This window comes from Bacillus cereus group sp. BceL291, assembly GCF_051776705.1.
Taxonomy (GTDB): domain Bacteria; phylum Bacillota; class Bacilli; order Bacillales; family Bacillaceae_G; genus Bacillus_A; species Bacillus_A cereus.
Map to the genome: position 1 here is coordinate 20,221 of NZ_JBPWAP010000035.1, position 14,984 is coordinate 35,204.

The following is a 14,984-nucleotide window of genomic DNA, read 5'->3' on the forward strand; positions in this document are numbered from 1 at the left end:
GTAGATTATAGTGTATCATTTTAGTATAGTTCTTTAAAGTCAAATCCAGATTGCTACAGCAATCTGGATTTTCAACAAAAGCTCTCCTTATATTTTTGAATTGCTAAGTATTTTACTTTGAAAATCTTTGTATCTAAATGTATAATTATATAAAAACAAAGATATAGGAGCTATATTTATGGAGAAAGTACTTACTAATTATAAACATTACTTAAAAAATTGGAGATTTATATTTATTTGCATACTACCTGCTATTGCCTTATTCGTTACTTTCTATGTCATCTTCGAACTACTGTTTCATCAAAATTTCTACTTATCTAACTTAATTTCTGCTATCATATTATTTTTAATATTTATTAACGTTAAAGATAAATTTAACATTAAAGGCTAAAGAACACTATTTCAAAATAGCCCTTTATTATTGCATCCTACTATAAAATAAGACTCGTAGTAGATTTTCATAAAAAATAAGAGCACCCTGCAATTGGATGCTCTTATGTGATTAGAGGTTTTTTCTGAGTATTAAGTAGGACACGAAGATCTTGTCCTACTATATAATATATGCTTGTACTTATTATTTCGTGCATGTATTAAGAACCATGTTCAGGTACTTAATATATGCATAGTCATTGCTATAAAATCTACTCAAATATTTACTGTACGATTATCATATTTATAAATTAAAAAACATCCCTAATGGATGTTTTTTATCTAACATTTTAAGCTTCCATAAACTTAGCCGGTACACCAATTTTTTCAACTACAGAAGATATATTAGTAGGATTAATCATTACATTTTCAATACATACTAATTTATTTTCTAATATCCCATTCTCTGTAGTAATAAGTTCTTTAAACCGATCTAAAGTCATTGAGAATTTATGTTCACTTCCACCATTCATACTAACTTTTACATACTTCATAGTGTCACCGCCTTTCATAATAATTTACATTTCGACAAGAAGGCGCTTACATCCTTTTTATTTACTCTTAGATTTCTCACGTTTACATATATGTTGAGAAAAGAAACTACTATTATTCACTCACAAAATTATCGCTAATAGGAAAGATAAAGATAAAAATGCACAAAGTGGAATATATAAACCGGTATCCATTCTTGCAAAGTGCGTATCTTTTTGTCGTTTAAAGATACCAAAATAGTTAAACTCACCAATCACTCTAATAGAAAAGACAATCATACAAATCCAGGAACCGACTTGAATAATAACATTAGGAACTGCAAAATGAACAATATTTGCTTGTTGCAACAAAATTATTGCTGCCATACTTAATAATAATGCAATGAACAATGTCATTCGGGCGCGAGGTGTAAACGCCTTTTCCCCTGATTTAGTTGGAATAACACTATTTGTCCCCCAATTACCTCCGAAAGCCCAATATACATGTAAAAAGCTAACTAAGAATAATATGCAAGCAGATATATATGTAATGATAAGCATTTTATCCTCCCCTTATTTTAGTTCCTATCTATAAAATATGCTATTCCCCTCCGCAATAGCAACCTTCATTTCATTACATAAAAAAACCGTAATGATTTATCAATATTAAGATAAGTCATTACGGGGTTATTAAACTTCATTATGCATTATACCTATTTCTTCGGCGTTCCATCCTTGTTTGACCTTGAACTGCATTTTCTTTGTATGGATCTATTTTCTCTGTCATTTCATACGTTGCAACTGGTTCTTCGTACTTATATTCATGGATTTTTTCTGGCATTTTACTTTTAGATTCTTTCCCACCAAACTTAAATAGTTTCATCTTTAATTTCGGTAATCTTGGAAGACGAATCTTAAATGATAATCTTTTGCGTTTCTTTTTTGGTCCAAGTAGATTTATATTTTCTTTATTATTATCTTTCTCTTTGCGGTGAATGAACATCGCAAGTAATCCTCCTATTACAAGTCCTCCAATTAATAGTAATATATATACATAATGGCTTGTCATTAAACTCGTTATGCGTTCAAGTATGACTAACGACTGTACTTCTTTTATATCCCATAGTAAAGCGGCCCATAATGAGAATAAGCCCAAAGTAAGTCCATATGTACGAAAACGGAATAAACATGGAATTAACGCGACACATGCAGCAATTTTCGCATTTGCTATGATTGAGCTTGTTGAAATATCTTGATGCCAAATAACTAACAGTAATGTTATAAATGGCGCATACGCTATCCAACTGCATATACGTGAATACATCTTTTTAGCAAAATAACTACCGAAACTAGTAAAAAATAAAAGCCCTCCAATATATATAGATTGTTCTAGAGGGATTTGCTTTGTAAGTCCTGCAATTGGAAAGAGGCCGCTCAGTAGCATTAAGAGCACATCTAATTTCTTCACAATTCCCCATTCCTTTCAAATTTTTTCAATTAATAAAAATCGTTTTTCCATATGAAATAGTTTTTGTATTTCTAAAAAACATATTAATCCTGTCTGCACATAAAGTAAATATGTAAACGAAAAGATACTTGACAAAGGATATCCTTATTTACATGAAAAAATGACAAATCCTGATCGATATAACGAGCAGGATTTGTTTACTAGTATTTAAAGTAGAATAATTGAATCTTTCTTTTCTACTTTTACTACATCTACATCCAATTCATCATCAAATTCTTTAAACTCTCTTGCATCTATGTCAGTAATATAACTCTTTATTACCTTTTCCATATGCATGGAATATGTCATGTGTACATTCTTTTTCGAAAGCATACTAGAATTACAGCACATGTAATGTATCATTTTAGCGATATAATCCCTTTCTACAGGTTTTACACCTAATGGTAGAATTTCAAGTATATATCGCTGAAAAATCCCACTACAATTAAGTGAATATTCACCAGTGCTATAATACATCCCTTTTTGATCTGCATATAAGCCAATGCTATCTAGAGCATCATCACATTCTATTACACCGTAACTTGGTACATCAAAACCTGTATTTATTCTAATAATATTTAAATTTGGAACCTTTAACACCTCTGGAACAATATCAGGTAAAATATCTGTATTAATTTCTTTATTTTGTAACTTTTTTATCCAATACCTTCTCAAATTTGCATCTACAATGAAGTAAACTTGTTCATTTTGTTCTTTTGCATATTGTACAATTTCCATTAATGTTTCGGAAACATATTGTTTAAAAAGAGCTCCCATATCATTTCTCTTTGATGGTTGTGGTAAAAATGCATTATGTTTATTTATATTTAATAATACGTAATCAATCGTTTGCCATTCTGTATTCCCATATAATTTATATAAAATTTCTTTTCCTTTTATTTTTGAAAGAATAGGTAAGAAATCAAATTTCGATATTCGTTCAATTGATAAATTCACATATATACAAGGTAAATTTATCTTATTCCAACTACGCTTCAAAAATCCTTTTTGCTCTAATAAACTAAAAACACTATTTACAATTGTTTTACGCGATACACTTTGGCCTATAAATAAATTAATAAATGTTGAAATACGGTTTGCTCGTGCAAATCCCTCTCTAATGATTTGTTTTGGATCAATTTTTTCTCGTCCATTACAATTTTTCAATGCGATTAATGCTAATGTCGCATCACTGCGCTCGCCCGCGGTAGCATAGACAGCTTTCGTAACATCATCTACAAGATTTGTTTTATATTTTTGGCAATATTGCATTTTATATGGATTTTGTAACACCTTTTCAATATTGTATCTCACAACCTTTAATAACACTGGAAAATCTGTATTCAATACGTAAGTATTTTCACCAACTTTAGTCAAAATAATTTCACTATCAAGTAATGCTTGTTCTATTTCCAGCATTATATTTTCAGACCAAACCTCTAATGTTAATGTCTCTAATCCTTTTGGTGCAAATAAAGGAAATAATTCATTTTTGTTATTTGTTGCTACCTTTTTACATTCTGGAAGTATTGTGAAATAAGAGAATTTACGCTGAAATTCTTTAAATAAATACTCTCTTTCCTTTACTTTTATACCCGGTTCTATTTTAGTACCTTGAACTTTATAAATTCTCTCATTGTATGGAAATAACACCCTTTTATTTTCCCCTACAATATAATCTTTCGGATATTGGAGAATATGGTCTAAATCCACCTCTCCCCCTATTTGAAAATCATCTTTTAAATTTCTAAATATTTTAATCCATTTCATACCGGTTGTAGCTTGTTGTATTTTTAGTTTTACAAACCGTATTTTTTTATTATTTGACGCAAACTCTGAGGTAGAAATCAATATCATGCCTCGTTTCCGTCTTAAAAGTAAAGGAATATCTGGATGATTATATTCTTGATAAAATCTCCGAATCCCTATTGAAATATTTAATAATGGAGCGTTCTCACCACCGCGGGTTATGCATTGAAATCGATATACATAGGAGAAAAAATCTTGTGTTTTTTCATCTTTTATCGGCTCTGACATCGCCTCACAAATATTTTGTGATCTCAGAGGAGAAAAATAGAATTCTTCTTCATTTGTATTTTCTAAATATATAGGACGCTCACAAAAAATATGTGAGATTAAAGCGGGTATCCACTTAGAATACGTTTCATTATCATGTAGTACTGGCAAATTAGAAATCAAATCGGATTGCCATTCATATTTTGGTGGTTCTACTAATCTATTTGGCTTCCAATCATGAATAATCTCATACCAACTTTGAAAAATATAATCGAGCTGCTCTTGTTTAATAGGTTCTTTTGATACAATCCATGGTGTATTTTCATTTAATACGTACGGATTATGCTGAATAAACAATATATCTGAAAACATATCATACAATCTTTCATTCAAACGTTTCAACTTACTCGTTAATAAAAATGTCTTATAATGTATCTCTACGATGTCCAGCCATTCAATAGGAAAGTATATAAATGATACCTTTTCATTTAAAAGGGGTTCTACTATATTTTCAAATGTTAGCAGCCTTAATTTTTTCATAAAATGATTCCTTCCTTTCTTCAGTTGTCTTGATTATCAAAAAGCTAGAACAATAGTTACTTAATCTAATCCATTTAAATCAAGTATTTAAAAGAAAAGTAAAAACTATTTATCTGAATAAAACATTATCAAATCGACTCTTTTAACAATTAAAAGTAATTATCATATACAGCACCTCATTATATTTATATTTTAATACATCTAAATTATACAATTTATATAATGTATTGTACTTATCATTTACAAAAAATTTACAAAAAACTAAAAAAGAACACCTTAAATCGGCGCTCTCTTTACAAATATTAAGCGTTATGTAATTGAACATATAGATAACAGTAATCCTCCAAATGAAATTGTTCCTAGTAAACCTACTACAAATCCTGTTAAACAAATACAATCAGCAAGACAAATAGAAGACTGCGATAACGGAACGAATGACCTACTTGTACCCGAACCATATTGTTTTATCTTCTCATAATTCATATCTAACATTAAATGTAGACATGTTACACCATCCTCAATAGTATGTACAGATTCTTTTTCTAATCGCTCCAATAATTTACTATCAAAAGCAACTGCTAGAGGGTACTGCTTATCCGATTTCATATTTTGATAAATTAGTTGCAAACGAGATAATATATTATTTTTCTTCTTTTCAGATGTTACTGTACATTTCATATTATTAAATTCATTTAATAACAGTGATAATTCATCTCTTTTTCCGTATAAATCTTTAGCTATTTTTCTCTTTAGTTTATACGAATGGAAAATAGATTTTAGTTCAACCATATTCATACACTTCCTAATTACATAGTATTTACCCTATTATTTTGTAGATAAACAGTACTTTTTAATCTTATTTAAAATACACTTAAGCAACTTATTTTACTATCGATTAACATTACATTAACCTTACACGGTTGTAATAAAATCATTAGCTAGAAGGAATCAATGCCCAAACTAGACAGATATTTAATGATAAAACCATAAGAAAAAAACAATGATTAGATTTTAAATCTAGTCATTGCTTTATCCATCACATCTTGATTACATCTATATATCTTATTGTTACTCTTTCACTTGAATGATTGAATATATCCATTAATAATGGCTATATTCTTTGTCGGCACGTACATATAACTAATGTTTTTTAATTGATAAAGTGAAACTTTAATCAGCTCTCACCAATCGGGCTTTTATGGGCAGTCCGCCACCTAACTTCTCTTTGCTCTCGCTGAATTTTTTTGGGGATGTTACTGCCCGCAACTAGCAAGATAGATGTTATCAATATTCATACGTTACAATAGTACCGGTAGTATCAGTAAAACCATCAAAACAGTTAGAGCAACCACCACAGCCGCCACAACCGCCACAGCCTCCGCAACCAAAACAACCGAAGCAACCAATACAACGGAAGCCACCACAACGGAAGCCGCCACAACGACCTCCACCACAACCGCCACAACGACCACAACCGCCACAGCGACGAGCAGCATCTTCAATATAGTAATATGGATATTGGTTTTGCTGGTCCCAATAGACAATATTTCCAGACCGGTAATCATTAAGGCTTAACGCTTGTAGTTCTTGTTGAAACTGATTCATTTTCATAACCTCCGTTTATAAAATACAACCTCATCGATACTTCCCTATATTCCTGTTCGTTACATCTAAGTAGAAATAGCGCTATAAACTAAGTTCAATACGTACACCAACAAAGTATGACTTATCACTAGATGATGCACCTTGTTCATATACCTATTTTTACTATGGGCTCATTTTTATAAAGTGAAACTTTAATCAGTGGGGTTTTGTTCATCCCCTACCTAACTTCTTTGCTTCCGCTGAATTTTGAGGTGGGGGGCTTACTGCCCGGCAAATAGCGGGATAAATAAAAATTAAAAAATATGAATTCTAGCGTCATATCTTCATACTTACTAAGTTCAATTAATTTCTCAACAATTATGATGCCATATCCTATATATTTTCGTCTGCTGCTTAGATTTTTCTGTACTGTAAATGGCTTTCGCTATAACACCTCCAAGTGACCGGTTTCTATGACGGTTAAGAAATTCCAACAAAAAAAAGCCCTAATTAGGGCTTTTCATTCTATTTCTCCAGCAAATCTCTATATGAAATTGCTAATTGAAAAAAGACACATTTAGATTGATGCGTCTTTTTTTGATGCCTCTTTTGTGAAATCATATAAAGCAATTGCGCCTAAAAGAACAAGTATCCCTTGAGGAACATCTAGCAAAATAGTTTTCCAAATTTCTGGAATTACCCATTTAATATCTGCTGCTGTTTCAAGATATGTTTGGAAATAGCTGATTGTAAAATTAATTATCCCTAAAAATACAAACAACGATAAACCAAATCGAATTAATTTCTTATTTGTAAACATATAACACCTCTCAAAATTCATTGGATATTCCTGCTTTTGCTTCTTTATATTTCCATATCTCTATATCTAATTTTAACACATAAAGAACTCAAAAAAATACGATATGCATATTTGCATATCGTATTAACAACACTCCATGATAATTTAGAAATTCCTGCAAAGAAAAAACAACTCCGTTACAGCTAACAGCTCGGGTTTCTTTTCTTATTTAACTTCATACCACCAACATTTACGTTCTTTGATTGTAAAATAAATGTGACAGAAGTTTATCCAGTTAATGCGTAGACAAGTAAATGAGCTAAATTATCGATATTCTATTTCGCCATTTCCGTAGCACTAATGACTTTACGCAAATTTGACAAGAAAAAATATATAGCTAGGTATGATCCATACCTAGCTATAACATTACTTCTATTCTTTATCCAATTACGTCTTTTACGTCTGTATCCACTGGCCACTTTTCTAATGTATAAGCCATTTCCCAAAATGAATATTCATATTGACTGCTAATAATAAAATGCTGTTTCATACGTTTGCGATCTGCCTCTGTTACTTTTTCAGCGATATTATCTAAACGTGTAATTTGTTCTTCAACTAGCGTACGGAACCAATCAGATCCATAAGCAGAAATCCATTCGTTATAAATTGGCTCTTCCGGCTGGCACTCTTTTAAGCGTTCGCCAATTTCATAATACAACCAATAGCAAGGTAAAATTGCTGCAATGATATCTCCTAAATGCCCTTCATACCCAGCACGATACATATGTGAAGTATACGCATATGCAGTTGGCGCAGGAATAAAATTATCTTTTTCTTCTTTTGTTATCCCTAATTTCTTCGCAAAATTCTCATGTAAAGATAACTCTGCCTCATATGTATTTTGAGCATGATGTGCCATACGAGCTGTCGTCTCTAATTCAAGAGCTTTCGCAGCTCCTAAAGTTTGTACTCTAGCAAAATGGCTCAAATAATATGAATCTTGAAGCACATAATAACGAAAACTAGCTAAATCTAACGTTCCTTCACCAAGTTTTTTTACAAAAGGATGGTTAAAACTCGCTTCCCAAATTGAATCTACTTCTTTACGTAACGATTGTGAAAAAGTCATTTAAATCCCTCCAATAATGTATAAAATATAAGTATTTATCCACAATTATTAAAGCTGTAAAATAAAAAAACTTTCTTTACAGGCGTAAAGAAAGTGAAATCGACAGTATTTATTTACTCATTAAATAGCAACGTCTTTCCCACTTCCCTACGCTGGCATTAACCAGATCAGGTACTAAGAGTCTCAAAATCACATTTGATCTCAGCCTATAAAAGGCCCCCCTAGTGGATAAATATTTTGTTTTTATAATGTATTCATCATAGCATACTTCGTGAAACTGTCAAAAAATTAGTTATATAATTCCCTTAAAACCCTTCTTCTTTTCTAACTTTTAATGATGTTTCAATAATCATATCTAATAGTTCGCTATAACTAATTCCCGCCGCTTCTGCACTTTTTGGCAATAAACTTGATTGTGTCATCCCTGGTAATGTATTAATTTCCATTACATATGGAATTCCGTCCTTCACCATCATATCAACTCTTGCATAAACACTACATTTTAATGCTTTATAACAAGCAAGTGACGCTTTATTTACACGTTCATTAATTTCTGCTGGAAGTTCGATAACTTCCTCAACTGTACTAGTATCATCATATTTTGCATTGTAGTCAAAGAACTCGGCTGCATGTCGAATTGAAACTATAGGTAACTGTTTTCCATCCAGAATTGAACATGTAATTTCATCACCTTTTATATACTTCTCAATTACTACTTCAGAATCCCATTCGAATACAGTTTCTAGCATTGAGATCAATTCATTTTTATTATAAACGATTTTCACTCCGACACTCGATCCGCCAGAGTTTGGTTTTACTACTAATGGAAATCCTAACTTATCTAACTCATCAAGATTTAGATCCTCCATTTTTGTAAGTTCAATCCAATCTGGTGTTTCTACACCTTCATAACGTAAAATCTTTTTCGAAATATTTTTATCCATACATATACTGCTAGATAACATATTACTTCCGCTATAAGGAATCCCTAAACTCTCCAGTGTTCCTTGAACTGTCCCATCTTCTCCGTATTTTCCGTGTAACGCGAGCAACGCAAAGTCAATGTCTTTCGCTTTTTCAATTAAATCCACTTTTTCATTTAATGTAATTGGAACTATTTCATACTTATTTTTATCTAAATGAGCAATCATTTCATTCCCCGTCATAATTGAAACTTGTTTTTCAGACGATACCCCGCCCATAATAACACCGATTTTCATTTTCTCAACTCCAAATTTCATTTTTTAATGTATCACCAATTATTTTAATTCCCCGAACTATTTCTTCTTCTTTCAAGCGCGAAAACCCTAATCGGAAAGTGTTCGCTCCTTCTCCATCAGAGTAAAAAACATCTCCAGGTGAAAACGTAACGCCTTTCTCATAACACTTTTGTAAAAGTGTGCGGGCATTCATATGCTCTTCTAGTTCTATAAATAAATGAAGTCCACCATCTCCAGTCATTCTTTTGAAATGAATGTACTGGTTACATGCCCCGACAGCTAACTCATATTTTTTCTTATAAACAGATCTTGCCTTTTTTAAATATTTCTCAAAATATCCCTCATGTAAATATTGAAACAGAACAGCTTGATCTAGCGTAGATGTGTGAATCGTTCTTGCTCTTTTTACGCTTTCTAAATAATGAATCAGCTCTTTATCTGCAATAATCCAGCCTACACGTAAACCAGGGAAAAGTACCTTTGAAAAGCTACTAATATAAATCACATTATTGCCAGCTCCCGCAAAAGTTAATAATGGAGCTAAATGTGAACCTGAATAACGTAATTCTTCATTAAATCCGTCCTCTATAATAGGAACGTTGTATTTTGAGAATAACCTCATCAATTCCGTTCTTTTCTCTGAACTCGTAACAATACCGGTTGGATTATGATAAGAAGGAATTAAATAAGCAAAATCAAAATCTTTTTCACGCAAGCTTTTTTCAACTTTATTCGTATCAATACCATCCTCATTCATATCAATCCCATGAACTTCAAGTCCATGTAAACGGAACAGCTTTAGTGCAGCGTGGTGAGTTGGATTCTCACAAATGACACGACCAGATTTTTTTGATAAAGAAGAGAGTACAATATCCAATCCTTCTGTAAATCCATTTGTAATTAGAATATCTTTATTCGAAATGTCTACACCTTTCATTTCCATGTAATGAAGTAAATAATTCATTAACGGTCTATATCCCTTTGCATATCCGTAGTTCAATACGATGTCTCCTTCAATGGACATACGAGTAAGAAAAGCTCTTTTGAAATTTTCAACATCAAATAGCTTCTCATCCGGGGCTATACTATTAAAGACAATCATTCCCTTTTCCCAACGAACACCATGTTTCATTAAATCTAATTCATCCGCTAATGCGGTCACTGTATTAAGTTTATTTTTCCAATCTATTTCAACAGACGAAGTGTTAGATATATCCACCTTCGCAACAAAGTTCCCTTTTCCTTTAACTGCATAAATGAGTCCTTCTTGCTCTAAATCTGCATAAGCAGCGAGTACAGTGTTTCTACTCACACTTAGTAATTCACTTAGTTCCCTTGTTGATGGGATTTTTTGATCCCCGAGCAAATGCCCTTTCATAATCATCTTCTTCAAATAATCTTTCAATTGAATATAAACAGGACGATCTTTAACAACTTTAAAATCCTTAAACAATTCCTTACCCCCTGCAATCATTTTTGCATATTTATTTCATTCTCAAAAGGTCCACGACATATGTATTTTTTATAAAGGGCGGTACGGTCTTACAAATCTTTTCGATATAAGTTAATTACATCTTTTAAAGCTGCAGCTGCAGCGCCTCGTGGATTAGAAGCCCCACCAATTGTAGTAACTTGTCCCATCGTATCTGTAAAGAACGTAATTCCTTTTTCGGTCCCATTTACTTTTGCTAACGGATGATCTTTCTCTATTTCGCACGGTTCAACATTTAAATTGACATTGCCACCCTCATCCTTATATGTTGATGCTATTAATTTAATAATTTTATGTTGTTCCTTAGCATTTCTAATTTGCTGTTTTGTAACGTGCTCGATTCCTTTTATATGTATATCAGTAAGTGTTTTCTCTGTTTCCATTAAGCTGTTTGTCAAAAGTAACAATTTACACGCACTATCTGAACCACTTATATCTAATATAGGGTTTGTCTCAGCAATTCCTTTATCTTGTGCTTCTTTCAATGCTTCTTCAAATGTCATATCTTCCTCATACATTTTCGTAAGAATATAATTAGTTGTTCCATTTAATATTCCTTCTATTTTTTCAATACTGCAACCGGCTAAACTAAATTGTCCGATATCTAGGGTCGGTAATGCAGCGGCTGTTGCACCGCTATATCGAATTCGTACATTGGCGCCTCTTGCTGCTTCATTTATTTCTCTCCAGTTTGTAACGAGCGCCCCTTTAGAAATTGCTACTATATCCATCTGTTTCTCAATCGCTTGTTTCATATATTGTTTCCCTGGATTTCCATCTTTAAGATTTGTAACTGTTGATTCTACCAATACAGTACCACTTATGCTAGTTGTTGCATGTTCCTTCGGATGATACTCTAAATATTTTTCAATTGCAGCGGTACCGCCACCATACATCAATAAATGATGAAGTGATAAGCCGTCTTCATTATGTATTGCAATATTTCTCCCTAATACGCCACTTACAACTAATTGAATCCCATATGTTTCATATATATATGAATATTTTTCATTTAATAATTTTATAAACTCTCTGCCTACTGTTCCGTATCCTGATAATACAACTTGAATTTTCATAATATCCCCCCATATTTTTCTACCAAATCCCTCTTTCAATATAATATAAAGCGCTCTCGAATTCCATCGAGAGCGCTTTATTATTACCTATTTCGGTAAACGTGATAGCTTTTCAGCAATTGTTCTATAAAACTCTTGAATGCTAGAAAAACCTAATGAGTCTGAAACACTTAATCCTACCATATCGAGATGATCCCAATTCGCTTTCGTTTCGATATGATTCCATTTTCCAATCTGTAATGACCCATTATTATTTACAGCAACATTAGAAGATGGTGCAATCATAGAATTCGTATTTACTACACCATCATTTTGCCACCAAGAAGTATCAACTAACGGACGGTTTTCTTCATATCTCGCATAAGAACCTAAGAAAAATGCATTCCCCATCAACACTTTATTCATCGTAATATGCGGTAAATGTAAACCTGTTATAGGTGCTGCTTGTGATGCATGTCCACTATAGGATAAATAATACACATCTGGTTGCGTCTTTACCCAATTATTTAACTCCTTTGCACCATCTGTACTTAAATCCCATTGACTTATATCTTTTGTATTTTTCCAAAGTGAACTATTTAGAATACGATTACTATATTGGAAAAAGGACTCTCCAGCATTTTTCTTTATACCCCATTGATCCAATTTAAAATCATATAATGATAAATTATTGTTTCCTCCAAAGCTTGCAGCTGTAATGAGTAAATCTTTAACGAACGGCAGTAGAAGACTACCATCCGCAAGTGTTGTACCGTTGTGAGGGGTTGCTAATGTTGTAACACTATGAACATATGATTTTCCGCCTTCAAATAGTGGTGATATTTTGATGTCTGGGTGATTTTTCACATAATTCTTTTCTTCAAAACTACCTTCTTTTAATAGCTGTACTAATGTTCTAATCGTTTGTCCACCCATGCTATGTCCAACTAAATGAACTTTATTTGTTTCACTCCAATTCGGCGCAAAACCACTATAAGTTCTGCCAAAACGATTATGTCCATGTTTCTCAGCATGTACGGCACCATAGTCTACTGTCCCACCGCTAATTTGTGCATACAATTCACATGCACGATCCCAGTTACTAGAAACAGGTCCAACAGCTGCGGTATGTACCGTATAACCATTGCGTTTCAAATCTTCCTGTATATCATGAACACCACCCCAATATTTTACGCCAAGCATTTCTTCTCTACCCCATCCAGCAAATCCATTCACCAATATGATTGGATAATTATTTTGTTGCCTCTCTTCAGCGTATGATATTTTCGCTGCGAATGAACATACGGTCACTAATGCGAAAAAACATATTTTTAAAAATAACTTCCCCATACTTTCTCCCCCTAATAAAACGTTTACATTTTTCTTTTTTTAAAAAATTAACAGAATACTTTAACAACTTAAACATAATGTAAAGTATTTTATATACGTTGTATATATAGAAAACATATACAAATGTTGATAAATATTAATTCAAGTAAATATTTACTTTTTACAATACAACTTGTAAATCTGTTTATTTGAATTTATAATTAGATATAGTTGCCTCATGTTAAAAAGATTTAAAAACCATAAGAAAACTAATCTCATTGCTTGAAAAGGAGGAAAAAGCATGCAAATCGGATCAAATATTCATACATTATCTCAACCTACTAAAATAACTTCATCTACTCTTGAGCATAATACTATCTCTTCTACTAAACTTGAAAGTAAGAAAATAAATGATCCTATCAAGTTTGATATTCGTTCATCTGAAAAAGAAATGAAACAGCCTGAGCATAAATTTAATGAATTAGATTTATGGAAGATGTTAAAGGATAAAGGTGTTCCTTTATGGATTATACTTGAAATGCTACAAAAGGCTCGTAAAGAAAAAGAAGCACAAAATAATTCAGTTCAAAATTCAAATGCGATTGAAGAAACGAGTGAGACTCGATTAAATGAAGTAATGTAAAGCATAATAATTGATTTGTCTATAAACTAAAAAGAGTTCGAAGCTGATGAAATTTTTATCAACTTCGAACTCTTTTTTAAGGTTTTTCGCCAATCGTTACAAAGTGAAAAGATACTTCTCCTTCCAAACCTTTAATTAACTTTTTTACTTTGACATTTTCATTAACCAATGTATTATCTGTCGACATTTTAGGTTTTTCGTCACCTAGTGATTTTTTCAAATGAAGAAGATGCATTTTCATTTCATTTGCCTTTATTTCTTTATAAACACTATTTTTTGCTACAATCATATACCATTCCGTTGAATATTTACGATTGTTACCTATCCAAGCATCACTATCGTATGTAACAGGAATCTCTTCCTCTCCTATTTTAATACTTTTCATAGTCTTATTGTCTTCACTTGTAAATAATAGCGCCCCTTCTTTGGGGAATTTCGGTAACGTATCTATAATATAATTGGAGCCATTATCTTGTTTTCGAAAAAGTTTTTCTTTAATCAATGCTTGTGCTGTAGATTCATTTAAAATTAAGACATTTCCATTTCCAACTTCCCCTTTTTTCACAGAAAACACTTCATTTTCTTCCGTAATTTCCTGATAACGATTAATAATTGGTGAAATATTATTTTCATCTCCAATAATTAATACACCGTTTGCAGGAAATGGATTTTCCTTTTTAGAACATGCACTAAAACTTATTAATAATAGTATCGTTAACATAAAAATAGTTAAAGTTCTTTTCATCTCGTTTCCTTTCATCATACAGTTCA

General features: G+C 31.9%; 15 protein-coding genes, 1 pseudogene and 1 riboswitch. Of the genes and pseudogenes, 2 read left to right on the top strand and 14 right to left on the bottom strand.

Translation table 11 applies throughout. The features are described from left to right. The first annotated feature begins 178 nt into the window (after positions 1-178). Positions 179-391 (top strand): hypothetical protein, encoded by a 213-nt coding sequence (locus tag ACS2CR_RS20675; RefSeq protein ID WP_000416828.1) that lies wholly within the window; start codon positions 179-181, stop codon positions 389-391. A 328-nt stretch (positions 392-719) separates the two neighbouring features. Here the strand turns inward: ACS2CR_RS20675 and ACS2CR_RS20680 are convergent, their stop codons facing one another. The 13 genes and pseudogenes from ACS2CR_RS20680 to ACS2CR_RS20740 all read right to left on the bottom strand — a co-directional run bounded on the left by ACS2CR_RS20680 (position 720) and on the right by ACS2CR_RS20740 (position 13,591). After that, positions 720-923: a hypothetical protein gene (locus ACS2CR_RS20680; protein WP_000878372.1), complete on the bottom strand. Its 204-nt coding sequence runs from the start codon at positions 921-923 to the stop codon at positions 720-722. A 120-nt stretch (positions 924-1,043) separates the two neighbouring features. After that, positions 1,044-1,460 carry a DUF3995 domain-containing protein gene (locus ACS2CR_RS20685; protein WP_000905575.1) on the bottom strand — a complete coding sequence of 139 codons (417 nt, stop codon included), beginning with the start codon at positions 1,458-1,460 and terminating at the stop codon, positions 1,044-1,046. Between the two features lie 139 nt (positions 1,461-1,599). Next, positions 1,600-2,367: a DUF3959 family protein gene (locus ACS2CR_RS20690; protein WP_000732183.1), complete on the bottom strand. Its 768-nt coding sequence runs from the start codon at positions 2,365-2,367 to the stop codon at positions 1,600-1,602. A 207-nt stretch (positions 2,368-2,574) separates the two neighbouring features. After that, on the bottom strand, positions 2,575-4,962 hold the full coding sequence (locus ACS2CR_RS20695; RefSeq protein ID WP_153602632.1) for an RNaseH domain-containing protein: 2,388 nt from the start codon (positions 4,960-4,962) through the stop codon (positions 2,575-2,577). Between the two features lie 309 nt (positions 4,963-5,271). Continuing rightward, complete coding sequence (locus ACS2CR_RS20700) at positions 5,272-5,757, bottom strand: hypothetical protein (protein ID WP_002063155.1); 486 nt, start codon at positions 5,755-5,757, stop codon at positions 5,272-5,274. 209 nt (positions 5,758-5,966) lie between these two features. Then, a pseudogene (locus tag ACS2CR_RS20705) lies at positions 5,967-6,101 on the bottom strand (site-specific integrase); the annotation flags it as partial. A 145-nt stretch (positions 6,102-6,246) separates the two neighbouring features. Then, entirely contained in the window at positions 6,247-6,567 is a 321-nt protein-coding gene (locus ACS2CR_RS20710; RefSeq protein ID WP_001071364.1) for a heterocycloanthracin/sonorensin family bacteriocin, read from the bottom strand. 556 nt (positions 6,568-7,123) lie between these two features. Continuing rightward, on the bottom strand, positions 7,124-7,387 hold the full coding sequence (locus ACS2CR_RS20715; protein ID WP_002101034.1) for a DUF3937 family protein: 264 nt from the start codon (positions 7,385-7,387) through the stop codon (positions 7,124-7,126). A gap of 397 nt (positions 7,388-7,784) precedes the next feature. Continuing rightward, positions 7,785-8,474: a thiaminase II gene (gene tenA, locus ACS2CR_RS20720; protein WP_053512855.1), complete on the bottom strand. Its 690-nt coding sequence runs from the start codon at positions 8,472-8,474 to the stop codon at positions 7,785-7,787. Between the two features lie 127 nt (positions 8,475-8,601). Then, positions 8,602-8,707: riboswitch (TPP riboswitch) on the bottom strand. 72 nt (positions 8,708-8,779) lie between these two features. Then, positions 8,780-9,694 (bottom strand): D-alanine--D-alanine ligase, encoded by a 915-nt coding sequence (locus ACS2CR_RS20725; protein WP_002063153.1) that lies wholly within the window; start codon positions 9,692-9,694, stop codon positions 8,780-8,782. A 4-nt stretch (positions 9,695-9,698) separates the two neighbouring features. Then, positions 9,699-11,147 (bottom strand): PLP-dependent aminotransferase family protein, encoded by a 1,449-nt coding sequence (locus tag ACS2CR_RS20730; protein WP_000471614.1) that lies wholly within the window; start codon positions 11,145-11,147, stop codon positions 9,699-9,701. 89 nt (positions 11,148-11,236) lie between these two features. After that, a complete protein-coding gene (locus ACS2CR_RS20735) occupies positions 11,237-12,262 on the bottom strand; it encodes a homoserine dehydrogenase (RefSeq protein ID WP_053512856.1) in 1,026 nt (341 codons plus the stop codon). 87 nt (positions 12,263-12,349) lie between these two features. Further along, the gene (locus tag ACS2CR_RS20740; RefSeq protein ID WP_000517066.1) at positions 12,350-13,591 is read right to left on the bottom strand and encodes an esterase/lipase family protein; all 1,242 of its coding nucleotides are present in this window, start codon (positions 13,589-13,591) and stop codon (positions 12,350-12,352) included. A gap of 280 nt (positions 13,592-13,871) precedes the next feature. Here ACS2CR_RS20740 and ACS2CR_RS20745 point away from each other — a divergent pair, with 280 nt between their 5' ends. After that, a complete protein-coding gene (locus ACS2CR_RS20745; RefSeq protein WP_001165522.1) occupies positions 13,872-14,213 on the top strand; it encodes a DUF3914 domain-containing protein in 342 nt (113 codons plus the stop codon). Positions 14,214-14,289: 76 nt separating this feature from the next. Here the strand turns inward: ACS2CR_RS20745 and ACS2CR_RS20750 are convergent, their stop codons facing one another. Further along, positions 14,290-14,976, bottom strand: coding sequence for a lipoprotein BA_5634 family protein (locus ACS2CR_RS20750; protein ID WP_000975419.1), 687 nt, complete (start codon positions 14,974-14,976; stop codon positions 14,290-14,292). Positions 14,977-14,984: the final 8 nt, after the last annotated feature.

Excerpts from the sequence above, each read along its gene's own strand:
- ACS2CR_RS20675 (WP_000416828.1), top strand. The coding sequence starts at position 179 with ATGGAGAAAGTACTTACTAATTATAAACATTACTTAAAAAATTGGAGA.
- ACS2CR_RS20680 (WP_000878372.1), bottom strand. The coding sequence starts at position 923 with ATGAAGTATGTAAAAGTTAGTATGAATGGTGGAAGTGAACATAAATTC.
- ACS2CR_RS20685 (WP_000905575.1), bottom strand. The coding sequence starts at position 1,460 with ATGCTTATCATTACATATATATCTGCTTGCATATTATTCTTAGTTAGC.
- ACS2CR_RS20695 (WP_153602632.1), bottom strand. The coding sequence starts at position 4,962 with ATGAAAAAATTAAGGCTGCTAACATTTGAAAATATAGTAGAACCCCTT.
- ACS2CR_RS20700 (WP_002063155.1), bottom strand. The coding sequence starts at position 5,757 with ATGAATATGGTTGAACTAAAATCTATTTTCCATTCGTATAAACTAAAG.
- ACS2CR_RS20710 (WP_001071364.1), bottom strand. The coding sequence starts at position 6,567 with ATGAATCAGTTTCAACAAGAACTACAAGCGTTAAGCCTTAATGATTAC.
- ACS2CR_RS20715 (WP_002101034.1), bottom strand. The coding sequence starts at position 7,387 with ATGAATTTTGAGAGGTGTTATATGTTTACAAATAAGAAATTAATTCGA.
- tenA (WP_053512855.1), bottom strand. The coding sequence starts at position 8,474 with ATGACTTTTTCACAATCGTTACGTAAAGAAGTAGATTCAATTTGGGAA.
- ACS2CR_RS20725 (WP_002063153.1), bottom strand. The coding sequence starts at position 9,694 with ATGAAAATCGGTGTTATTATGGGCGGGGTATCGTCTGAAAAACAAGTT.
- ACS2CR_RS20735 (WP_053512856.1), bottom strand. The coding sequence starts at position 12,262 with ATGAAAATTCAAGTTGTATTATCAGGATACGGAACAGTAGGCAGAGAG.
- ACS2CR_RS20740 (WP_000517066.1), bottom strand. The coding sequence starts at position 13,591 with ATGGGGAAGTTATTTTTAAAAATATGTTTTTTCGCATTAGTGACCGTA.
- ACS2CR_RS20745 (WP_001165522.1), top strand. The coding sequence starts at position 13,872 with ATGCAAATCGGATCAAATATTCATACATTATCTCAACCTACTAAAATA.
- ACS2CR_RS20750 (WP_000975419.1), bottom strand. The coding sequence starts at position 14,976 with ATGATGAAAGGAAACGAGATGAAAAGAACTTTAACTATTTTTATGTTA.